This is a genomic window from Mesorhizobium sp. Cs1299R1N3 (genome assembly GCF_037179625.1).
Lineage (GTDB): Bacteria > Pseudomonadota > Alphaproteobacteria > Rhizobiales > Rhizobiaceae > Mesorhizobium > Mesorhizobium salmacidum.
Window position 1 is genome coordinate 140,397 of sequence record NZ_JAPYKQ010000005.1, and the last position, 20,878, is coordinate 161,274.

Consider the following 20,878-nt stretch of genomic DNA (forward strand, 5'->3'; position numbering starts at 1 on the left):
CAGGAGAAAACCATGAGAAAGACAACCAAGCTCGCAATTGCCTTCATCGCCCTGGCCGGAGCTGTCGGCGGCGGCGCCTATGCCGAGAATGTCGACAGCGCAACCATGCGTGAGCGCACCATGATGCGGCTCGACAAGGCGATGAAGGACAATAACGGCACTATCACCTTCGACCAGTTCTCCGATGTCATGGACGCGCGGCTCAAGAAGCTCGTGGCTGACAATGGCGGCAAACTGACTGTCGCTCAACTCGCCGACGCACTGGAGAAGGCGCGCTTCGAACGTATGGCAAGGCGCATCATCGCCCGCTACGACAGCAAGGGCGACGGCACGCTGACATCAGATGACATCAGCGGCCGCGAAAAGAAGCTTTTCGCGATACTCGACAAGAACAATGACGGAAAGATCGAGAACCGCGAGCTGCCGAAGGGCGGGCGCTTTGGCCGTCATCGTCAAGGAGGCGACGACGAAAACGGTATGCAGTGAGGCTGGCTGACGCAGGCTCCGGGCCGTCAGCCGGAGCCTGCCGCTCAGGCGGCTTTGACCGCAGGCGGAGCCTTCTTCACCGGAATGCGAACCGACACGATAGTGCCGACGCCTTCGGTGGAACGGATCTTCAGTGCGCCACCTTGCAACTCGGCCAGCGAGCGGGAAATGGCAAGGCCAAGTCCGGAGCCGGCATGGTTCTTGGAAAACTGGTTCTGCACCTGCTCGAAGGGGCGCCCAAGCTTGCCAAGCGCTTCCTTCGGGATACCGCAGCCATTGTCCTCGATGGTCAGCACCAGGGCGCCTGAGGTGTTGCGGGCCCTGACCGATATGTGGCCGCCCTGGCCGGTGAATTTCACCGCGTTGGACAGGAGGTTGATGACGATCTGCTTGATCGCCCGGCGATCGGCGAACAGCGTCAGTGCGTCGGCGATACGCGTTTCCACGGTGATCACCTTCTGCGCCGCCTGCAGCGACACGACACGCACGGTTTCGCTGATCAACGGACCGAGGTCGATCTGTTCCTGGTCCAGCGAGAACTGGCCGGCCTCGATCTTGGACATATCGAGAATGTCGTTGATGACGCCGAGCAGGTATTTGCCGCTGCTGTTGATGTCGGTGGCGTACTCCTCGTAGCGCTCCGACCCCAGCGGGCCGAACAGCCTTTGTTCCATCAGTTCGGAGAAGCCGATGATGGCGTTGAGCGGCGTGCGCAGTTCATGCGACATGTTGGCCAGGAATTCGGATTTGGCCCGGTTCGCCGCTTCGGCGCGCTCGGTTTCCTTCATGTATTTGCGGTTGAGGTCGACCAGTTCGCGCGACCGTTCCTCTTCGGCCCGCCGTGCGAGGCTGAGATCATGGATCGTCGCCATCAGCCGGCGCTCGCTGTCGACCAGCTTTTCCTGATGCAGCTTGATCTGGGTGATGTCGGATCCGACCGAGACGATGCCGCCGTCCCTGGTCCTGAGTTCGTTGACCTGCAGCCAGCGGCCGTCGGACAGCTGCCGCTCGAACGTGGCGCCGCCCTGCGGACCATTTGTGTTGGCAAGCCGGCGCTCCGAAGCAAAGGCCAGCATCCGCTCTTCCAGGGATGCGCGCGTCACACCTGGCATCACGTCGCGATCCGAGAGCCCGTTGTCCTGCTGGTATTTGGAATTGCACATGATCAGGTGCTGAGCCGAATCCCACAACACGAAGGATTCATTGATATTTTCGATCGCAGTCCTGAGGCGAAGATCTGCCGCTTCGGAGCGGAGCGCCAGATGCCGTTGCTCGGTGACGTCGACCGCGATGCCGATCAACTGGATCTCCGGCGCTTCCGGATCCATGACTTGGGCTCGGGCGCGCATCCACACCCACTGGCCATCGGCATGCCGCATCCGGAACACCTGGTCGATGTGATCGATCTCGCGTGCGACGATCCTGTTGGCGAGTTCGAACAGGTCGCCGTCCTCGGGATGAATGATCTCGTCGACCTCGCCGAACGACAGCATCGTCTCGCAGGGTTCGTAGCCGAGCATGTCGTACATCGAGCGTGACCAGTACATCTTGCCGCGCACCATGTCCCAGTCCCACAGGCCGCAGCGGCCGCGAACCAGCGCCATGTCGATACGCTGATGCGCTTCGAGATAGATGCGGTCGGCAGCCTGCGCGCGCGCCGCCTGTCCGAAATAGGCATAGAGGATGATGATCAGCACTCCGGCCGTCAGCACGAACAGGGTGACGTTGAGCGAGACGGTCTTGCGCCACGTGTCGAAGACCGCTTCCTGCGGCACCAGAGCCGCGGCGGCTCCCTTCCTGTCCTTGGACAGGCTGACCGCCGCGTACCAGTCCTCACCGCCGATGTTGACCTCCATGACACCGGCGCGATCGCCGAACATGAACAGGGGTTGGCCGCCCTGGACGAGGCCGTCGAGCGAATGGCCTTGCCAGGGCACGGAACGTGGTGTCACCGCGGTGATCCTGAAGGCACTGTCGGTGATGACGAGCACATGACTGCGGCCCATCGCGCCTTGGCGGCTGGTGGTCTCCAGCAGGTCCTGGGTGGCGCCCGGCAGCGTGTCCGATGTCGTGACGAGCGAGCTGGCGAGCTGCGCGGCGCCCAGCGTCAGGATCGCCTTGGCATCGCGCTCGATGTCGTCGCGCTCGTTCATGAGCGAGAGCACGCGCAGCGCCGCGATGACGAGGAGGAAGATGACGATGAGAGCTGGTATCGACCGGCGCAAAAGCGGTTCAGCCGCCAGAAGACGCTTGTAGGCTGGTTCGGCGATGAGCCGCGTATTCCCGGCAAGGCCGTCGCTGCGCGTCTCGCGACGCGCAAAAGCCATCCCTCCGGGCGCGCCCCACGCGTCCGCCTTCGCCATAAATGGCACTCCCCGATTTCCAGTATGCCGCATTCTATGTGCTGGTGATCCGGCAACACCGCACTTCCGAATCGCCATTAAAGAATCAAAGGTGATTCGCCTTGTCCAGTGCTCCGGCGAAAAAAGATTAAAAATCGACTAAAATAACGGACTTTGGAGGTGAGGCGGCTTGGCCTTCTCCCCACGGGACATGGCAGGGGGCGCCTATGCCAGCGTGCGCTCGACGATATCGCGCAGGTCCGCCGACAGGTTTTCGGTATTGGCGATCGAAACCAGTGCTTCCCTGGCCTTGGCTTGCCGGCCCGGTTCGAGCGAACGCCAGGACCTGAGCGCCGTCGCCAGCCTAGCCGCCACTTGCGGGTTGCGCTTTTCGACCTCGAGCACCGTCTGCGCTAAGAAACGGTAGCCTTCGCCGTCGGGGCGATGGAAGCCGGTCTGGTTGGCGCTTGAGAATGTGCCGATCAGCGAGCGCACCCGGTTCGGGTTGCCCATCGAAAACCCCGGATGAGCGGTCAGGGTCCGAACCGTGTCGACAGCCTGCGGCCCCGGCACGCTGGCCTGGATCTGGAACCATTTGTCCATGACCAGCGGGTCGGATGCATATGTCTTTTCGAAGGCCGCCAGCGCCTTGTTCGCCTCTGGCGATCCGTGGTGACGATGCGCGAGAACGGCCAATGCGGCCGCGCGGTCGGTCATGTTGGTCGCGGACTGGAAATGCCCGGCCGCCAATGCCGCCCCGCCAGGCAGCAGCGAGAGATAATCCAACAGAATGTTGCGCAAGGCGCGTCGTCCCGCGCTCGCCGCGTCGGGGCTGAAGGCGTTCTTGTCGGCAAGGCTGTCGTAGAGGCCGGAAAATGCCTCGCCATTGGCCGTGCCGATCGCCAGCGCAAGCGCGTGGCGGGCGGTATGGATGGCGTCGGGATCGATGTTCTTGCCGATGTCACGCGCGATGTCGGCGTCGCCAGGCAGCGCCAGGGCAAGGGCCCGATAGGCCGGCTCGAGTATCTCGTCGCTGGCGATGACGCCGGCAAGGTCGGTCAGCCGTGGGGCGAAGTCCGGCTGTTTGCCGCCGAGGATCTGGCGGAAGACAGCGATCAGCGCATCGGTGAGCAGCGTGTTGAACGCCTGCCAGCGCGAGAAGGCGTCGCTGTCATGGCGGGCGAGGAAGAACTGGTCGGCGGCCTTCTGCTCGACCGACAGCGTCACCGGCGCCGAAAAGCCGCGGTTGAGCGACACAGCCGGTCGTTCGGCAACGCCGGAAAAACGCACCATGTGACGGCGCTTGCGGATATGGATGACGCCGTCCTCGACGCTGGCACCCTCGACGCGGTCATACTCCACCGGCTTGCCGCCGGCGCCGATCAGGCCGAAGGCGAGCGGGATATGCATCAGCCGCTTGCGGCTTTCTGACGGTGTCGGCGGCACCGACTGCTCGATCTCGAGCGTGAATTCCTGTGCAGCCGGATTGTGCGTCGAACTCACCGTCAGGTTGGGCGTGCCGGCCTGGTGATACCAGAGCGCGAATTGCGAAAGGTCGCGGCCGGACGCCTCTTCGAACACTTTGATGAAGTCCTCGATGGTCGCGGCTTCGCCGTCGTGGCGTTCGAAATAGAGGTCCATGCCGGCGCGAAAGACCTCGGCCCCGAGAATGGTGCGGATCATGCGCACCACTTCGGAGCCTTTTTCGTAGACCGTCGCAGTATAGAAATTGTTGATCTCGCGGTAGCGGCGCGGCCGCACGGGATGCGCCAGCGGTCCCTGGTCCTCGGGAAATTGGTGGGCACGCAGCGTGCGCACTTCGGCGATGCGCTTGACCGCGCGCGAGCGCTGGTCGGCGGAGAATTCATGATCGCGGAAGACCGTCAACCCCTCCTTCAGGCAAAGCTGGAACCAGTCGCGGCAAGTGATTCTATTGCCTGTCCAATTGTGGAAATACTCATGCGCGATGATCGCCTCTATATTGGCGAAATCGGCGTCCGTCGCCGTCTCCTGGTCGGCCAGCACGTATTTGTCGTTGAAGATGTTGAGGCCCTTGTTCTCCATCGCGCCCATGTTGAAGTCCGACACGGCGACGATGTTGAAGACGTCGAGGTCGTACTCGCGGCCAAACGCCTCCTCGTCCCATCGCATGGACCGCTTCAGCGCGTCCATCGCGTAGCCGGCGAGCGCCTCCTTGCCGGGCTCGACATAGATGCCGAGCTCGACCTTGCGCCCCGACAGGGTCACGAAACTGTCGGCGACCTGGCCAAGGTTCCCGGCCACCAGCGCGAACAGGTAGGACGGCTTGGGGAAGGGGTCGTGCCAGTTGGCGTAGTGCCAGCCATCGGCGAGATCGCCGTTCTCGACCGGATTGCCGTTGGACAGGAGCAGCGGCGCCTCGTCGCGCCGCGCCTCGATCCGCACCGTGTAGACGGACAGGATATCGGGGCGATCCAGGAAGTAGGTGATGCGGCGAAAACCCTCCGCCTCGCACTGCGTGCAGTAAACATTGTTCGAACGGCAAAGGCCCATAAGAGCCTCATTGCTGGCCGGCGCCAGTTCGGTTTCGATCCGCAGTTGGAAACGACGTGCGGCCGGCGGCTTGAGCAGGGTCAGTTGGTCCGGGCTCGCCAGCAGATCAGCCGGTCTCACCGTCTTGCCGTCGATCTCGACGCGCTTGAGCGTCAACCCATCGCCGTCGAGCACCAGCGGAGTCGATTTCGATATCCCCTCGCGGCGCTCTACGGTCAGTATCGCGGTGACGACGGTGGCCTGTGGCGAAAGACGGAAGTCAAGGTTGGTTTCCGGAATGAGGTAGTCGCTGGGGCGATAGTCCTCGAGTTTGAAGACTTGGCCTGTGTCGGTGCGCATTCCCTGGCTTTTCCTGTCTTTTCCGGGGACCGGACATGTTTTGGCTGGTCCAAAAAATTCAAAGTCCGCGCTCTTTACACGAAACACACCCTCGACAAAACTGCGGCAGAGCCTAATTCAGGCCTTCCTTTCATCATCGCGAGGGCAGCCATGACCGCCGTCACACCGGAAATCGGGATGGGCGCTTTCGTTCAGCGCGCAGACAATTTCCCGTTCTGCCGTTTCGAGACCCGCAATGTGCCCTCGGCGGCGGGCAGAGACGCATTGCCAAAGTGACATCCCGGGCGGAGGCGCAACCAGAAACCACCAGCGGCCACGATACGCTCAGAGGCATCGTGCTGAAGATCGTCTCCGTGGCGGTTTTTGTCGGCATGCAAACCTGTATCAAGGCGGCGGGCGACGTGCCTGCCGGGCAGATCGTCTTCTTCCGTTCCTTCTTCGCCATCTTCCCGATCATTGCCTTCCTGGCATTGAAAGGACATCTGGCCACGGCATTCGTCACGAAGCGTCCCTTCAACCACGTCGCACGTGGCGTCGTCGGCGTCGGTGCCATGGGGCTCGGCTTTTTCGCGCTCACCAGGTTGCCGTTGCCGGAGGCGATTACCCTGAACTATGCACAGCCGCTGCTGGTCGTGGTGTTCTCCTCGGTATTCCTTGGCGAGACGATCCGCGTCTATCGCTGGAGCGCCGTCGCGATCGGCCTCATTGGCGTGCTCATCATTTCCTGGCCGGAGCTGACTCTGCTCAATTCGGATCAAGGGCTGGACGACCAGGAGGTCCTGGGCGTCATGGCCGCGCTGGCGGCCGCGGCAATCTCGGCTGTCGCCATGCTGCTGGTGCGCAATCTCGTGCAGACGGAGAAGACGGCCACCATCGTGCTGTGGTTCTCGTCGACGGCGAGCGTGCTCTCACTGCTGACGCTGCCGTTCGGCTGGCAATCGCTGACGCCGGCGCAAGCAGCACTGCTCATCATGGCCGGCTTTTGTGGCGGCCTCGGCCAGATTCTGATGACTGCGGCCTATCGCCATGCCGAAGCCTCGGTCGTGGCGCCTTTCGAATATACCTCGATGATCCTCGGTGTCGTCGTCGGCTATTTCGTTTTCGGCGACGTGACCTCGTCCGGCACGCTGGTCGGTGGTGTGATCGTGGTGGCAGCCGGCATCTTCATCATCTGGCGCGAACGGCAACTCGGTCTGGAACGCACGAGGACCCGAAAGGCGGCCTTACCGCAGGGTTGATTGGGCACCGCCTGAAAGCACGTTCACAACTGGGTCTCGGTTGATGGAAGTTTGAAATGAATGACAAGAAGCGTCCTTACGCCCTGCACACCAACCGCGAGCTCGTCATGATGCTCGCAGGGACCAAGCCATTGGCTGTGTTTTCCCATGAGGGGGTGGACGGTTTTGAAAAATCCGATGCGCTAGCCGATCAGGACTTTGCCCGTCACGTCGCAGACGGAACGCTCTCGGAACATGTAAGGACTTTTCAAATCCCCCTGAGGCGGGGTGCCACGCTGAATATCGATTATTGGTTTTACGCTCTCAAGGGAGAGGAGTGGAGGGTCGAGGCGTATTCATTGCTTCTCGATCTCCTGCACCGGGGTGCTTGGTGCCCACAGTTGGAATGGCAGCAGGGAAAGTTGCTCGGCTACACCGACGAGGAGAACCTCTATCACCTTTCGCAGACCTACCCAGGGAACCCGTTTGTTGCTCAGATCGGCGGCCCGAAAGCTCCGGAATCAGGCTGAAACCGGACTCGGTTTTGTGTTCGTCCGCTCTTTCGCCAACCGCACCAACACCGCTCTTGTCTGTTCGTCGGCCGGGAAGAATGACTCGATCGCCAGTTCCGACAGCGTGACATCCAGCGGCGTGCCGAACACGGTGATGGTGCTGATGAAGGAAAGCACCGTGTCGCCATGGGCAAGCCTGAGCGGGTGCACGATGGCATTCGGCTCGACCGGCGCCGGCCGGCTGCTCTTCAGGCCGGAAGGGTAGCCGCGAAGCTCTTGCTCCAATGCGATCAGCTCCGGGTCGCCGGCGGCATCGTTCTGATGCTTCAGCCGTTCGAGCAGGTGGATGCGCCATTCCTGGAGATTCACGATACGCGGCGCGACACCACCTGGGTGCAGGCTGAGCCGCAGCACATTGACGGGTGGCTGGAGCAATGAGGGCTCGGAAACATCGGCCAGGAATGGCCCGATTGCCGCGTTGGCCTTAACCAGGTTCCAATGCCGGTCCACCGCCAATGCCGGAAACGGCTCATGCCCCTTGAGCACCATCTCGACCGCCGTCATCGCTGGTGCCAGTGTCGTATCGGTGAGTGACCGTTCGCTGAAGCTCGGCGCGAAGCCTGCGGCCAGCAGCAATTGATTGCGTTGCCGCAATGGGATCGCAAGCTGGTCGGCCAGATGCAGCACCATGTCGCGCGAAGGTGCGGCGCGACCGCTTTCGACGAACGAGAGATGCCGCTGCGAAATTTCGGCCTCCATGGCGAGGTCGAGCTGGCTCATGCGGCGGCGCGTGCGCCATTCGCGGATGAGACTGCCGGCGGAGGTTTGAGGCGTTGTCATGGAAGAATGGTTAGGCCGCGGGCCAAAGCATTTCAATTACCTGCGAGGTCATCGCTGGGAGAGCGCCCGCAGCTTCGCCTTCACCTCCAGAAAATCCCGCCATGCGAGCTTCTTGTGTGCGGGCGTCCGCAAGAGATAGGCCGGATGCAGCGTCGGCATGGCCGGAATGGCAATGCCGGACGCCGTGGTGTGGACGCGCCAGTTGCCGCGCAGCCGCAGGATTCCTTCCGAGGTGTTGAGCAAGGTCTTGGCCGACGGACCGCCGAGATTGATCAGCACCTTGGGATTGACCAGCTCGATCTGACGCTCGATGAACGGCCGGCAGATCTCGGTCTCGTGCGGCGTCGGCGTGCGGTTGCCGGGCGGCCGCCAGGGAATGACATTGGCTATGTAGACCGAGCTGCGGTCGAGCCCGATCGCGGCCAGCATGCGGTCGAGCAGGCGGCCCGAGCGGCCGACGAAGGGCAATCCTTCAATGTCCTCGTCGCGGCCGGGGGCTTCACCGACCAGCATGACAGCGGCTTGCGGGTTGCCGTCGGCGAATACCAGGTTCTTGGCGGTGGCCTTGAGATTGCAGCCCTCGAAAGCGGCCATGTGCTGGCGCAGCTCGTCCAGTGATACCGCCGCGGTCGCCAGTTGGCGCGCCAGCGCCGCCTGCGCCTCGTCGGGCACGGCGGAGGTCGATGGGCGCGGGGTTGGAGCATCCGGCACGGTGCGCCCACTGAGGCGCGGCGGAGTCGCGGTCGGCTGCTCTGGTGCGCTGCTTTCGCGTGGCGTCGCCGTCGGCATGCGCTCCGCCGGCTTCGGCGCGGCCTCCGCGAACCGGTTTACCGGCGCATCCTCCAAAGCCTCGTCAACACCCGCGCTGGCATAGAAGGCGAGCAGATCGGCGAAATCGACCGGATGATTGGGAGAGGCGGCAGTCATGGCCGCACCATCGTCCGGGCGGCGCCAATTTGCAACCTCGGGAAGGCCGTGGCGGCAGCCAATCCCGCTGCCAAGGCGACGTCGCGGTCTAGCCGGTGGGTATGCGTGGATCCTGCACGAGATAGAAGGTCCAACGCGGCGTGTAGTCGGTCATCAGGAATTCGAAGCGAGCGGTCTTCAGCGGATCGACCTTGCCGTTTTTGAACAGCAGCCGATCATAGGGTTCGAACTCGCGATCGAAATCGGCGAAATTGCTCGACCAGATATTGTCAGGTGTCTTGTTGCGCTGGTCGAACGAAAGCCCGTCTCCGAACACGCTTGGCTGGTCCAGCATTTCCTGCAGCTCGAACTGGAATTCAATCCAGCCCTGGCCGCTGTTGTTGAGCACGTCTATGCGCATATACATGATGCCGTTGGCGAACTCACCCGCCTTGCCGAATGTCTGGATCGGCTTTGTGGTGCGGATGGTCAGCGTCACGGGTGTCGCCGAATTCAGCTCTTCGGTGATGACAAGCGGATCGTCCTTGGTTCCGATGCCGGAGGCCCCGGTGATGCGGAAACCGCCAAGCTCGTCGGAGAATGAGTACGCGCCTGTCGACCAGACCTTCACATCATCGGCGACGGCATGACCCGGTGCCAAAGCCAGAAGGGCCAAAGTAATCGCCCGGCAGGCCCGGCCGGGCGTTGATGGAAAGCGCGTCGAAGAGAAGCCGCCTGGCCCGGGAATGCGCATGGCGGGAAGTATGGCCGATAAGCAAGCCGTCGAACAATAAAAAACGCAAGTTTGGCGGGTCGCGCCGCGCGGAAGCGGCTTGCCTGCCGCGGAATGCGCGACTTTTTGGCCAAATCCGCATTGTCACGTATGCGCCGGTTTCCTGTCGCCAAATGATGCGCTATGCAGCGCGAGAGCCAGCAAGATACGCCAACGGCGGCAAGCCAGTGCGGAGGGGTTGATGAGCGATATCGAACGCGAAAGCATGGAATTCGACGTGGTCATCGTCGGTGCCGGACCGGCCGGCCTTGCCGCGGCCATCCGCCTCAAGCAGGTCAATCCCGAGCTCTCGGTCGTCGTGCTGGAAAAGGGCGGCGAGGTCGGCGCCCATATCCTATCGGGTGCCGTCGTCGATCCGATCGGCATCGATCGGCTGTTGCCCGGCTGGCGCGAGGAGGATGGTCATCCCTTCAAGACGCCGGTCACGGCGGACCATTTCCTTGTGCTCGGCCCCGCCGGCTCGTTCCGCCTGCCCAACATCCTCATGCCGCCGCTGATGAACAACCACGGCAACTATATCGTCTCGCTGGGGAACGTCTGCCGTTGGCTGGCCGGCAAGGCCGAAGCGCTTGGCGTCGAGATCTATCCAGGCTTTGCCGCGACCGGCCTGCTCTACAATGAAGAAGGTGCCGTCACCGGCGTCGTTACCGGAGACATGGGCGTCGAGAAGGACGGCACGCATGGTCCGGGCTTCGCGCCGGGCATGGCGCTGATGGGCAAGTACGTGCTGATCGGCGAGGGCGCGCGCGGTTCGCTCGCCAAGCAGTTGATCGCCAGATACAAACTCTCCGATGGCCGCGAGCCGGGCAAATACGGCATCGGCCTCAAGGAACTCTGGCAGGTCAAGCCGGAGAACCATCGGCCCGGTCAGGTGCAGCATTCCTTCGGCTGGCCGCTCGACATGAAGACCGGAGGCGGTTCGTTCCTCTATCATCTGGAGGACAACCAGGTGGCTGTCGGCTTCGTCCTCCACCTCAATTACAAAAATCCTTATCTGTCGCCCTTCGAGGAATTCCAGCGCTTCAAGACCCATCCGGCGATCGCAGGCACGTTCGAGGGCGCCAGGCGCCTGGGCTACGGTGCGCGCGCCATAACGGAGGGTGGTTGGCAGTCGGTGCCGAAATTGTCGTTCCCGGGCGGCGCGCTGATGGGATGCGCGGCGGGCTTCGTCAACGTGCCGCGCATCAAGGGTTCGCACAATGCCGTGCTGTCCGGCATGCTGGCGGCCGATCATGTCGCCGAGGCGATCGGCGCCGGCCGTGCCAATGACGAGCTTTCCGCCTACGAAGAAGCTTGGCGCGCGACCGACATCGGCAAGGACCTGAAGAAGGTGCGCAACGTCAAGCCGCTATGGTCGCGCTTCGGCACCGTCATAGGCGTCAGCCTCGGCGGCCTCGATATGTGGCTGAACACGCTGTTCGGCGTCTCGCCCTTCGGCACGCTGAAGCATGGCAAGGCCGACTATGCCACGCTCGAGCCTGCCGCCCAGCACAAGAAGATCGCTTATCCGAAGCCGGATGGCGTGCTCACCTTCGACCGCCTCTCCTCGGTGTTCCTGTCCAATACCAATCACGAGGAAAACGAGCCGGTGCACCTCATCGTCGGCGACATGGCGCTGCAGCAACGCTCCGAGCACGATGTTTTCGCCGGACCTTCCACGCGCTATTGTCCGGCGGGCGTCTATGAGTGGGTCGACAAGGATGGCAACGCCGCCGCCGATCCGCAGGCCAAGGACGTGCGCTTCGTCATCAACGCGCAGAACTGCGTCCACTGCAAGACCTGCGACATCAAGGACCCGAACCAGAACATCGACTGGGTGCCGCCGCAGGGCGGTGAAGGACCGGTCTACCAGAGTATGTGAGCGGCGGCGGACCTCGTCTGTCGCCGCAGGGGCGGCCGTTTCAACCAAGCCCGTTGAAGCGCCGCTCGGAGTATGGTCTCATGGCTTCCGGAGAGGAGGCGGACATGCGCCCGAGGACCCTGACTATGATCGCCGCTGCCGGCATGCTGGTCTGCGCATCGGCCGCTTCGGCCGACACAAAGCTCACCGTGCATATCCGCTCCTATGACGTTGCCGGCAGGACCGGCGCCGCCCTTGTCGAGGCGATGGACCGATTGGGGCCCAAGCACGGCTATATGGCGCGCGCCATCGCCGAAACCGGCTACACCACGCACTGGGATCTCGATGTCGCCCGTCAGGATGGGACCTGTCGGCTGCGCCAGGCCAACGGGACGCTCGACGTAACCTACACTTTCCCACGGCGGCTCTCGCCAACAGATACAAGACTGCGCAAGCGCTGGGACCGTTTCATGACCGGCGTCCGCAAGCATGAGCATACGCACGGCCGCATCGCGGCGCGGATGATGCGGGCCACCGAGACCGCGCTTGTCGGGCTGAAGCGCCCCGACAACTGGTTCTGTGCGGGCACGCACATCGAAGCGAGGCGGCGCATCAACGCCATCTATGCCGAATACGAAGCCAGGCAGAATGCGTTCGATGCGCGCGAGCATCGTGATGGCGGCCATGTCGAGCACCTGGTCGACGCGCTGACCAAGCCTTGAAGGCGTCATTGGCGACGGTCTTCTGGTTGATCCCGTAGCGCTTGGCCAGCGCCCTCAAGCTCTCTTGACTATGTTGTATCGCTCGACGGACCGCCTCTGTCGTCGTGGCGCTCCCATGGAGAACCTGGCCCATAATGCCTCCTTTGATTCGGAAGACAAGGATGCCCCATCAAAGCCTGGGATCAAACATCTAGCGCATTCGCGATGGTGCCCCGTCCTGGACGGGGAAGCATCAGCCGCGCGGTCTGCCTTGGAAATCGCGTGCCGCGAGCGCGCTCTCGTGCTCGTCATGCGGTTGCTTGTCGCCCGTGCGGACGGAGAACTCGACCAGCACCGGCAGATGGTCGGAGCCGGTATCCTCCAGCCGCGTCGAAGACAGGATGGTCAGCCCACCCTTGCTGAACACCTGGTCGATCGGCAGGCCTGCATAGCGGCGCAGGAAATCGGGCAGTGTCCGGTGAATCCAGGTCGGGCCGGCTGAAGGCATGAGTGTCAGCCCGCCGAGAGCCGTGACCCGCCGCACCGCGGCACTCCAAGGCACAGCGTTGCAATCCCCGGCCAGGATCGCCGTCTCGCCGAGCGCGGCCAGTGGCTGCGCCAGGTCGCTGATCTGCCAGTATTGCTCCTTCGGCCAAGGCCAGGTCAAATGGATCGCGGCGACATCGACATCGCTCCCGCCAAAGTCGATGGTGGCGGTCGCCATTGCGCCGCGCGGCTCGCAACGCGGCGCGGTGTCGGCGACAAACGGCCGGCGCGACAGCAGCGCCACGCCGAACATGCGGTTCGGGTAAGGGCAGAGGATCCGGTAGGGATAGGCGCTGGCGATGTAGCCAAGCTCGGTTGTCCACATCGCCGACACCTCGTCGAGCGTGATCACGTCAGGATTGGTGCGGCCGATCAGTGAGAGCACTTTCTTCGGTGTTGGATTGTTGAAGCGAAGGTTCATCTGCAGCAGGCTGTAGACGATCTGGCCGGCGGGCTTGGCAACCGCTGGCTGCGGCCACAGCCTGGGCAATGCGCTTGCCGTCGTGGCCAGGCAGGCGACCGCGAAGAGCAGTGCCGCGGCCGCCTGCAGCCGGTAGGAACTCGCAAGCAGCGGCAGCGCCAAAAGCGCCATCAGCACGCTGAGGTGAATGCGGAAATGTGAGAAGGAATCGAAAGCGGGGTGCAACGCGCCGAAAAACCCGGCCAACAAAGCGGCCGACAATGCCGTCATCGCCAGGAATGCCAGCCCAGCCATCATGTTCAAGCGCGCGCCTGTTGTCATTGAGGTCTTATCTGCGAGGTCGTGTCCGCTGAATGCCGCCTGTCGATCAGTTCGATTTGCTTATCGGTCAAATTGCGGCCTGAGCAAGATGACGAATTGCCTCGCCGACGCTTCGCGACCGCCTACTGGAATGCTGTCTCCGAAAAGCTCCGGAGCTTGCGCGAATGCAGCCGCTCCATCGGCATCTCGGCCAGCTTTTCCATCGCCCTGATGCCGATGGTCAGGTGTTGCGCCACTTGGCGTTTGTAGAATTCTGTCGCCATGCCAGGCAATTTCAACTCGCCATGCAGCGGCTTGTCGGAAACGCACAGCAGCGTGCCGTAGGGGACGCGGAAGCGGAAGCCATTGGCGGCGATCGTTGCCGATTCCATATCGAGGGCGATAGCGCGCGACTGCGACAGGCGCTGCACCGGTCCGCGCTGGTCGCGCAGTTCCCAGTTCCGGTTGTCGATGGTGGCGACGGTGCCCGTGCGCATGATGCGCTTCAGATCATAGCCCGACAGGCCGGTGACCTCGGCTACTGCTTCCTGTAGCGCAACCTGGATCTCGGCCAACGGCGGGATCGGCACCCACACCGGCAGATCGTCGTCCAGCACGTGGTCTTCGCGCACATAGGCATGCGCGAGCACATAATCGCCCAGCGCCTGGGTGTTGCGCAGCCCGGCACAGTGACCAAGCATCACCCAGGCATGTGGCCGAAGCACCGCGATATGGTCGGTGATGGTCTTGGCGTTGGAAGGACCCACGCCGATATTGACCATGGTGATGCCACCATGGTTCGGCTTCTTCAGATGGTAGGCGGGCATCTGCGGCAGGCGCTGTGGCGCTACGCCTTCACTGGGAGCGCTTTGCCCGGACCGGGTGATAACGTTGCCAGGTTCGACAAATTCCGTGTAGCCTTCACCACCGTTTTCCATCAGGTCGCGGGCGCGGGCGACGAACTCGTCGATATAGAACTGATAGTTGGTGAACAGCACGAAATTCTGGAAATGCTGCGGGCTGGTTGCGGTGTAGTGCGTCATGCGGTGCAGTGAATAGTCGATGCGCTGCGCCGTGAACGGCGCCAGCGGCCGGGGCTCGCCGAAGGCGACCTCGAACGTACCGTTGGCGATCTGATCGTCGGTGCCGTCGAGATCCGGCACGTCGAACAGGTCGCGGATCGGCCGCTTGATGCGTTCGGCATCAGCGCCGTCGACATAGGTGCCTTCCAGGAAAGCGAAATGCAGCGGGATCGGCGTGGTCGATTCCGAGACGGTCACCGACACGCCGTGATTGCGCATGATCAGCCGAAGCTGCTCGATGAGGTAGGTCTCGAACAGGTCCGGCTGGGTAACCGTGGTAGCGAAATGACCGGGCGTCGGCATGTGGCCATAGGCCTGGCGAGAGTCGACCTGGGTGAATGAACTCGTGGTGACGCCAATCTCGGGGTAGAAGGCCCGGTAGCGCTTGCTGCTGTCGCCGCCGGCGGCAAGGGCCGCGAAGGAATCGCGCAGGAACTTGGTGTTGCGGTCGTAGAGCACCTGCAGCGCGGCAACGGCCTTTTCGGCGTCGTCGAAGCTCTGCCGCCCAAAAGGCTCGGGCATGACGACAGATTCGATGGCTTGGGGATAGATTCGCTTTTCCATGGCCCAATATAGAGACTTGGGCGGCCGGTTGGGAGGGGTGTCGCCGCCGAAGGCGCCCAAAGCGCCCCTTTTTTCTTCAACCCCGCTGCAGGCTGACCAGCAGAACGAACCCGACACCGGACTTTCTGAGCGCCGGCGCCTCGATCGTCGAGCCGGCATCGGCGCGCATCATCGGCACCGCCAGGACCGGGGCGGCCAGAACGATCAGGATAAGCGCCGCCCGCGGCAGGAGCCGGAGGGTCTTGAGAGTGTTGGCGGCGATGCGGTTCATGATGTCTGTGCTTTTCTTTTCGAGGTCCGGGCTATTTGGTTTCAGTGGCGAAGGTTGGTCGGGCAGGCGAGATGGCAGAGCCTGGTGGCTTCGTCCCAGGAGCGGGGGGAACGGCCCGCTTCGGCGACGAGAATGGCGAAGAACATTCCAAACAGGCTCATCAGCAGGCAGACGATGGTGAAGCGGCGAGCAAGCATTGGGTATGTGTCTCCTTCAACACGCATGAGAATGCCCTGACGCCGCTGAACCTGCTCTGATGCCGGCGTTCATCTGCGGTTCAAATTGATTGACGCGACGTTGGCTGGGTCACCGCCGGCCCCGGACGGCGATCGGGTGCGACAGTCAGCGCATCGGTAAAACGAAAACGGGGCCCGCCGGGCCCCGTTTTGAGATCACTGGGAAATGGTCGATCAGAGCTTGTGCCAGGTCTGGCTCTTGCAGATCAGTCCGCCGAGCACGCAGCCGCTCATCTTGAGCGAGGCGCCCGACAATGTCGCCTTGCCCGAATAGGTCTTGTCGTTTGCCGGATCGGTGATGTTGCCGGTATATTTGTTGTCGCCGGCCGCCTTGAGCGAGCCGATGGTCTTGCCGGCATATTTGCCGGACTTGAGCGTGATGGAAAATGAACCGCCGCCTGAAATGGCCGCTGTGTCGCCTGCCTGCGTTTTCCAGTTGCCCTCGATCGGATCGGCCCACGCCGCGCCGCTCAGGATCAAAGTGGCCGCCAGGGCCAGGCTCACTTTTCGAAACATGTCTTCCTCCCTTTGGATGGCCGGCCGGATGCTCCGCCTCGCCGGTCTGCCGCTTACGCAAACGTAAGCTAATCCAGCTTCCGTCAAAACAAAAGCGGTGCCGCAACGGAAGACTTTGGCATTTTGAAAGCGCCTGAATTCGCTCTGCCGGCGCGGAAATGAAAACGATCGGCTCGTCGCGTTTGTTTCCCGTGGTTAGCGGAGTGTTGATTGCAGCCCTGAAAATTTTCGTCAAATTTGGCGAAAACCAGCCGAATTGCTGGCTCCGTATCCTTAACGAATTTCTGTGTTTACCTCTTGTTTTAGCTTTGTTTTCCTCAAATTAAGCACGCCATTTAACGACGGATTCAAGCCTGCGCGGCATTCTCGAAAGCATCGAAAGAGCGGCCCGGACAAGACAAACGGAGGCAGCTCTCGGGAGCCAGACAGGGGACTAAAATGGCACGTTTTGAAATGCTTGAAGCAGGCTTCGGCGCCATGGGGGCAACTGCCCAGGCCGACATTCTTTTCGAACTGGGCATGATGTATGCGACCGGCCGCGATTGCGAGACCGACGTCGTTGCCGCGCACAAATGGTTCAACATCGCCGCCATCAAGGGTTCGGCCCGCGCCGCCGAACTGCGCTCGGAACTCTCGGCGGCCATGTCGAAGGTCGAGATCGCCAAGGCGCTGCGCGAAGCCCGCGAATGGATGACCATGCACTGAGTTCCGCCAGACGGGAACGCTCCGGCCAAGACCGCTGAAAGACGGTCGGGCCAACAGGGATAGGCTGCGCAGACAGCCGGGCCACAGGCCAACAACAAAAAGAATGCGGCAGGCCGACAGGTCCAAGCCGCGCGACGAACCATGATCCCGAAAGTGCAATCGGGGCTTCGGCAAGATCATGGCCAACAGGAAGACAGGGAAGGTGGGTTGGGTTCACAGCGCGGGGGCGCCGGGGAAACGGCCTGACAGGCAAAAAAGGCCACGACCAGCCGGAACAAGGCTGGCGTGGCTTTTTTGCGTGGATGAGGCCAGGCAGGCCCAATCGAGTGGCGCCAATGCGCCTAGACAGGTCCGATGAAGGATGAAATTGTCCCGCCTCTCTGGAAGAAGCGCGGCCGGGGCGGCCGCGCGTGAGTGGAGGAGTTCTATTGTCATGAAAAGAATGAGTATTTTGAGCGCGGCCATTTTCGGCCTGATGATGAGCGTGCCGGTTGCATTCGCCGACGATATCACCGTCTCGGTGGTCGGCCCGATGACCGGACAACTCGCGACCATCGGCGATCAGTTCAAGCAGGGCGCACAGGCCGCCGCCGATGCCATCAACGCCGCCGGCGGCGTCAACGGCTCGATGATCAAGCTCGACATCGAGGACGACCAGTGCGATCCAAAGCAGGCCGTGTCGGTCGCCAACCGCATCGTTGCCAACGGCGTCAAGTTCATCGACGGTCATGCCTGCTCGGGTTCGAGCATCCCGGCCTCGGCGGTCTACGCCGAAGCCGGTGCGCTGATGATGAGCCCGGCGTCCTCGAACCCGGTGCTGACCGACGCCGCGGCAAAGGCCGGCTGGCCGACGATCATGCGTCTCTATACGCGTGACGACGCGCAGGGCGCCTTCATCGGCCCCTGGATCGCCAAGAAGTATGCCGGAAAGAAAGTCGTCATCCTGCACGACAAGAGCGCCTACGGTCAGGGCGTGGCTGACGCCGTCAGGGCAACCATGAATACTGGTGGCCTCAAGGAAGTCTACTATGACGCCATCAACCCCGGCGAGAAGGACTATTCGGCGCTTGTCACCAAGCTGAAGGATCTCAAGGCCGATGTCGTCTATTTCGGCGGCTACCATCCTGAGGCCGGCCTGATCCTGCGTCAGTCGGCGGAGCAGAACCTGAAGTTCCAGCTGATCATGCCGGATTCGATCGCCTCGCCGGAGTTCTGGCAGGTTGCCGGCCCGGCCGGCGAGGGCACCATGTTCGTGTTCCCGTCGGATCCGCGGGCAAAGCCGGAAGCCAAGGCGGCCGTCGAGAAGATCAAGGCCGGCGGCTTCGTGCCGGAAGGCTTCACGCTGTTCTCCTACGCCGTGGTCCAGGCTTTCGCCGAAGGCATCAAGCGTGCCGGCGGCGACGATCCGGCCAAGGTTGCCGAAGCGTTGAAGAACGGCACGCCGATCAGCACCGTTGTCGGCGACGTCACCTTCGACGAGAAGGGCGACCTCAAGAATGCCAGCTACGACATCAACCAGTGGCACGACGGCAAGTACGCGCCGATCGCGCAATAATCGCTCTGTAGCCTAGAGCAATTCCAGGAAAAGTGCGTAGCGGTTTTCCGTCCGGAGTTGCGTGAAAACAAAGAGTTAGAGCGGTTCGGCGATTCTACCAAACGCTGAACCGCTCTAAGGAAATGGCCGGGTTCGTCCCGGCCATTTCTGTTTGCGCCCCGCGATGCGCTCCGGCTATCAACTGGTGGCTGAGTTCGACGCGCTCTGTTCCTCGACGAACCGCACCAGCACCGTCCCGTCAGTGACCTGCGCCCCTTCCCCGGCGATCTCGGCGATCACGCCATCATGCGGGGCGGCTATGGTGTGCTCCATCTTCATCGCTTCGAGGATCAGCAGAATTTGCCCCTTGATCACAGCGTCGCCTTTCGCCACGCGCACAAGCTTGACGAGACCCGGCATCGGCGCGCGCAGGCTGCCGGAGGCGGCAGCTGCTTCATCGCTCCTGGCCAGGGGATCCGGCACGGTGAAAGCATATCCGACAGCGCCTTCGAACACCGTGATGTGGGCGGGCCAGCGGGCGAGGCGGGGAACGGCGCGAAGATCATGCGAATTGGTGCTGTCGTAAGGCGCATCGAGGGCCACCTGAAAGCGTCCGTCCGGCCGCATTGAAACCTTTGCCTGAATTTGCTCGTCGCCGAACTTCAGCCGCATGCGCCGCGCCACGCCGTGGAAATGCGCATAGCCGGCAAGCGACGACCACGGGTCGTCCGACGACGGCAGTGCTCCGGCACCCGAGGCCGCCAGGACGGCGGCCGAGATGATTTCGCCGGTCGGCGGCGCGACTGCCGTCAGCGCTTCCTGGTGTCGGCCGATCAGGCCGGTATCGACGTCGCCGGCTGCAAAATCCGGATCGGCCGCAAGAGCTGCAAGAAAAGCGGTGTTGACGGTGGAGCCGGCAATCTCGGTTTGCGCGAGGGCTGTGCGGAGCGCTTCCAGCGCCGCCTGTCTGTCCCCGGCATGGACGACCAGCTTCGCGATCATGGGGTCGTAATAGGGCGAGATGGCATCGCCGGCCCGCACGCCGGTCTCGATGCGCATCGCGGCTCCTTCTGGGGCAACGCCCGGGAATTTCAGGTGGTGCAGCGTGCCCGTCGCCGGCAGAAAGCCCTTGGCCGCGTCCTCGGCATAGATGCGCGCCTCGAAAGCATGACCGGAAAGCGCGATCTCGCTTTGTGTCTTCGGCAGTTTTTCGCCGCTGGCGACCCGCAACTGCCACTCGACCAGATCGGTGCCGGTGACCATCTCGGTGACCGGATGCTCGACCTGCAGGCGGGTGTTCATTTCCATGAACCAGAAGCGGTCGGCCTTGAGGCCTTGCGAGGCGTCGACGATGAACTCGATAGTGCCGGCGCCGGAATAGTTGATTGCCTTGGCCGCCTTCACCGCCGCTTCCGTCATCGCCTTGCGCAAAGCCGGCGTCATGCCGGGGGCGGGGGCCTCCTCGATCACCTTCTGGTGGCGGCGCTGCGCTGAGCAGTCGCGTTCGTAGAGATGCACCGCATTGCCGAAATTGTCGCCGAACACCTGCACTTCGATATGCCGCGGCTTATCAACATATTTCTCGACCAGCACGCGGTCGTCGCCGAAGGCGGCCTTGGCCTCGCGCCGGGCGCTGGACAGCGCCTCGGAAAAGTCATCGGGATGCTCGACGCGCCGCATGCCCTTGCCGCCGCCGCCGGCACGCGCCTTGATCAGCACGGGATAGCCGATCTCGCGGGCCTTTGAGGCTAGCAGCACGATTTCCTGCGCCTCGCCATGATAACCCGGAACGACCGGAACGCCGGCCTTCTCCATCAGCCGCTTGGCGGCGTCCTTCAGCCCCATGGCGCGGATCGAGGCCGCCGACGGGCCGATGAAAATGAGACCGGCAGTCACCACCTGGTCGACGAAATCGGGGTTTTCCGACAGGAATCCGTAACCGGGATGGATGGCCTGCGCGCCCATTGCAAGAGCCGCCGCAACGATCCTGTCACCGCGCAGATAACTCTCGCCGACGGGCGAGGGGCCGATATGGACCGCCTCGTCGGCCATCTCGACATGCAGGGATCTCGCATCGGCATCCGAATAGACTGCGACGGTGTGTACGCCGAGCTTGCGCGCTGTGCGGATGACACGGCAAGCGATCTCGCCCCGATTGGCGATCAGGATTTTCGTGAACATGGAGCCTCCCGGAT

The 20,878-nt window shown here is 62.7% G+C and carries 18 protein-coding genes and 1 pseudogene; 7 read left to right on the forward strand and 12 right to left on the reverse strand.

The genetic code is table 11. The features are described from left to right. Window positions 1-12 precede the first annotated feature (12 nt). Window positions 13-486, forward strand: a complete 474-nt coding sequence (locus O7B34_RS13925) for a hypothetical protein (protein ID WP_337146575.1) — start codon at window positions 13-15, stop codon at window positions 484-486. 44 nt (window positions 487-530) lie between these two features. Here the strand turns inward: O7B34_RS13925 and O7B34_RS13930 are convergent, their stop codons facing one another. Both O7B34_RS13930 and pepN read right to left on the reverse strand, forming a co-directional pair. After that, entirely contained in the window at window positions 531-2,849 is a 2,319-nt protein-coding gene (locus tag O7B34_RS13930; protein WP_337146576.1) for a PAS domain-containing sensor histidine kinase, read from the reverse strand. Between the two features lie 204 nt (window positions 2,850-3,053). Further along, window positions 3,054-5,699, reverse strand: a complete 2,646-nt coding sequence (pepN, locus tag O7B34_RS13935) for an aminopeptidase N (protein ID WP_337146577.1) — start codon at window positions 5,697-5,699, stop codon at window positions 3,054-3,056. Between the two features lie 272 nt (window positions 5,700-5,971). On the opposite strand from pepN, the gene O7B34_RS13940 reads away from it, so the two are divergent. Together O7B34_RS13940 and O7B34_RS13945 are read left to right on the forward strand one after the other, a co-directional pair. Next, the gene (locus tag O7B34_RS13940) at window positions 5,972-6,937 is read left to right on the forward strand and encodes a DMT family transporter (protein WP_337146578.1); all 966 of its coding nucleotides are present in this window, start codon (window positions 5,972-5,974) and stop codon (window positions 6,935-6,937) included. Window positions 6,938-6,993: 56 nt separating this feature from the next. Next, window positions 6,994-7,446 (forward strand): hypothetical protein, encoded by a 453-nt coding sequence (locus tag O7B34_RS13945; RefSeq protein ID WP_337146579.1) that lies wholly within the window; start codon window positions 6,994-6,996, stop codon window positions 7,444-7,446. On the opposite strand, the gene O7B34_RS13950 is transcribed toward O7B34_RS13945, so the two are convergent. From O7B34_RS13950 to O7B34_RS13960, 3 genes are all read right to left on the reverse strand, one after another. Next, the gene (locus tag O7B34_RS13950) at window positions 7,438-8,268 is read right to left on the reverse strand and encodes a helix-turn-helix domain-containing protein (RefSeq protein ID WP_337146580.1); all 831 of its coding nucleotides are present in this window, start codon (window positions 8,266-8,268) and stop codon (window positions 7,438-7,440) included. The two genes, O7B34_RS13945 and O7B34_RS13950, sit on opposite strands and share 9 nt — an antisense overlap. Before the next feature lie 48 nt (window positions 8,269-8,316). Continuing rightward, a complete protein-coding gene (locus O7B34_RS13955; protein ID WP_337146581.1) occupies window positions 8,317-9,195 on the reverse strand; it encodes a uracil-DNA glycosylase in 879 nt (292 codons plus the stop codon). Window positions 9,196-9,283: 88 nt separating this feature from the next. Continuing rightward, window positions 9,284-9,928 (reverse strand): hypothetical protein, encoded by a 645-nt coding sequence (locus tag O7B34_RS13960; RefSeq protein WP_337146582.1) that lies wholly within the window; start codon window positions 9,926-9,928, stop codon window positions 9,284-9,286. A 220-nt stretch (window positions 9,929-10,148) separates the two neighbouring features. Here O7B34_RS13960 and O7B34_RS13965 point away from each other — a divergent pair, with 220 nt between their 5' ends. After that, window positions 10,149-11,828: an electron transfer flavoprotein-ubiquinone oxidoreductase gene (locus tag O7B34_RS13965; protein WP_337146583.1), complete on the forward strand. Its 1,680-nt coding sequence runs from the start codon at window positions 10,149-10,151 to the stop codon at window positions 11,826-11,828. 104 nt (window positions 11,829-11,932) lie between these two features. Continuing rightward, entirely contained in the window at window positions 11,933-12,529 is a 597-nt protein-coding gene (locus O7B34_RS13970; RefSeq protein ID WP_337146584.1) for a DUF922 domain-containing protein, read from the forward strand. 10 nt (window positions 12,530-12,539) lie between these two features. Here O7B34_RS13970 and O7B34_RS13975 read toward each other — a convergent pair. The 6 genes and pseudogenes from O7B34_RS13975 to O7B34_RS14000 form a co-directional block, all read right to left on the reverse strand. Further along, a pseudogene (locus O7B34_RS13975) lies at window positions 12,540-12,662 on the reverse strand (IS481 family transposase); the annotation flags it as partial. A gap of 99 nt (window positions 12,663-12,761) precedes the next feature. After that, complete coding sequence (locus O7B34_RS13980) at window positions 12,762-13,772, reverse strand: endonuclease/exonuclease/phosphatase family protein (RefSeq protein WP_337146789.1); 1,011 nt, start codon at window positions 13,770-13,772, stop codon at window positions 12,762-12,764. Between the two features lie 146 nt (window positions 13,773-13,918). Further along, window positions 13,919-15,379 (reverse strand): AMP nucleosidase, encoded by a 1,461-nt coding sequence (locus O7B34_RS13985; protein WP_337146585.1) that lies wholly within the window; start codon window positions 15,377-15,379, stop codon window positions 13,919-13,921. Between the two features lie 118 nt (window positions 15,380-15,497). After that, window positions 15,498-15,692 carry a hypothetical protein gene (locus O7B34_RS13990; protein ID WP_027143912.1) on the reverse strand — a complete coding sequence of 65 codons (195 nt, stop codon included), beginning with the start codon at window positions 15,690-15,692 and terminating at the stop codon, window positions 15,498-15,500. Window positions 15,693-15,733: 41 nt separating this feature from the next. After that, the gene (locus tag O7B34_RS13995; protein ID WP_181169782.1) at window positions 15,734-15,889 is read right to left on the reverse strand and encodes a hypothetical protein; all 156 of its coding nucleotides are present in this window, start codon (window positions 15,887-15,889) and stop codon (window positions 15,734-15,736) included. A 213-nt stretch (window positions 15,890-16,102) separates the two neighbouring features. Beyond that, a complete protein-coding gene (locus O7B34_RS14000; RefSeq protein ID WP_027143911.1) occupies window positions 16,103-16,444 on the reverse strand; it encodes a DUF2147 domain-containing protein in 342 nt (113 codons plus the stop codon). 438 nt (window positions 16,445-16,882) lie between these two features. Between O7B34_RS14000 and O7B34_RS14005 the strand changes: the two genes are divergently transcribed. Further along, entirely contained in the window at window positions 16,883-17,149 is a 267-nt protein-coding gene (locus O7B34_RS14005; RefSeq protein WP_010915070.1) for a sel1 repeat family protein, read from the forward strand. Between the two features lie 433 nt (window positions 17,150-17,582). After that, entirely contained in the window at window positions 17,583-18,704 is a 1,122-nt protein-coding gene (locus tag O7B34_RS14010; RefSeq protein ID WP_337146586.1) for a branched-chain amino acid ABC transporter substrate-binding protein, read from the forward strand. 177 nt (window positions 18,705-18,881) lie between these two features. Here O7B34_RS14010 and O7B34_RS14015 read toward each other — a convergent pair whose 3' ends face one another. Then, on the reverse strand, window positions 18,882-20,864 hold the full coding sequence (locus O7B34_RS14015; RefSeq protein ID WP_337146587.1) for an acetyl/propionyl/methylcrotonyl-CoA carboxylase subunit alpha: 1,983 nt from the start codon (window positions 20,862-20,864) through the stop codon (window positions 18,882-18,884). Window positions 20,865-20,878: the final 14 nt, after the last annotated feature.

Excerpts from the sequence above, each read along its gene's own strand:
- O7B34_RS13925 (WP_337146575.1), top strand. The coding sequence starts at position 13 with ATGAGAAAGACAACCAAGCTCGCAATTGCCTTCATCGCCCTGGCCGGA.
- O7B34_RS13930 (WP_337146576.1), bottom strand. The coding sequence starts at position 2,849 with ATGGCGAAGGCGGACGCGTGGGGCGCGCCCGGAGGGATGGCTTTTGCG.
- pepN (WP_337146577.1), bottom strand. The coding sequence starts at position 5,699 with ATGCGCACCGACACAGGCCAAGTCTTCAAACTCGAGGACTATCGCCCC.
- O7B34_RS13945 (WP_337146579.1), top strand. The coding sequence starts at position 6,994 with ATGAATGACAAGAAGCGTCCTTACGCCCTGCACACCAACCGCGAGCTC.
- O7B34_RS13950 (WP_337146580.1), bottom strand. The coding sequence starts at position 8,268 with ATGACAACGCCTCAAACCTCCGCCGGCAGTCTCATCCGCGAATGGCGC.
- O7B34_RS13955 (WP_337146581.1), bottom strand. The coding sequence starts at position 9,195 with ATGACTGCCGCCTCTCCCAATCATCCGGTCGATTTCGCCGATCTGCTC.
- O7B34_RS13960 (WP_337146582.1), bottom strand. The coding sequence starts at position 9,928 with ATGCGCATTCCCGGGCCAGGCGGCTTCTCTTCGACGCGCTTTCCATCA.
- O7B34_RS13965 (WP_337146583.1), top strand. The coding sequence starts at position 10,149 with ATGAGCGATATCGAACGCGAAAGCATGGAATTCGACGTGGTCATCGTC.
- O7B34_RS13970 (WP_337146584.1), top strand. The coding sequence starts at position 11,933 with ATGCGCCCGAGGACCCTGACTATGATCGCCGCTGCCGGCATGCTGGTC.
- O7B34_RS13980 (WP_337146789.1), bottom strand. The coding sequence starts at position 13,772 with ATGATGGCTGGGCTGGCATTCCTGGCGATGACGGCATTGTCGGCCGCT.
- O7B34_RS13985 (WP_337146585.1), bottom strand. The coding sequence starts at position 15,379 with ATGCCCGAGCCTTTTGGGCGGCAGAGCTTCGACGACGCCGAAAAGGCC.
- O7B34_RS13990 (WP_027143912.1), bottom strand. The coding sequence starts at position 15,692 with ATGAACCGCATCGCCGCCAACACTCTCAAGACCCTCCGGCTCCTGCCG.
- O7B34_RS13995 (WP_181169782.1), bottom strand. The coding sequence starts at position 15,889 with ATGCTTGCTCGCCGCTTCACCATCGTCTGCCTGCTGATGAGCCTGTTT.
- O7B34_RS14000 (WP_027143911.1), bottom strand. The coding sequence starts at position 16,444 with ATGTTTCGAAAAGTGAGCCTGGCCCTGGCGGCCACTTTGATCCTGAGC.
- O7B34_RS14005 (WP_010915070.1), top strand. The coding sequence starts at position 16,883 with ATGGCACGTTTTGAAATGCTTGAAGCAGGCTTCGGCGCCATGGGGGCA.
- O7B34_RS14010 (WP_337146586.1), top strand. The coding sequence starts at position 17,583 with ATGAAAAGAATGAGTATTTTGAGCGCGGCCATTTTCGGCCTGATGATG.
- O7B34_RS14015 (WP_337146587.1), bottom strand. The coding sequence starts at position 20,864 with ATGTTCACGAAAATCCTGATCGCCAATCGGGGCGAGATCGCTTGCCGT.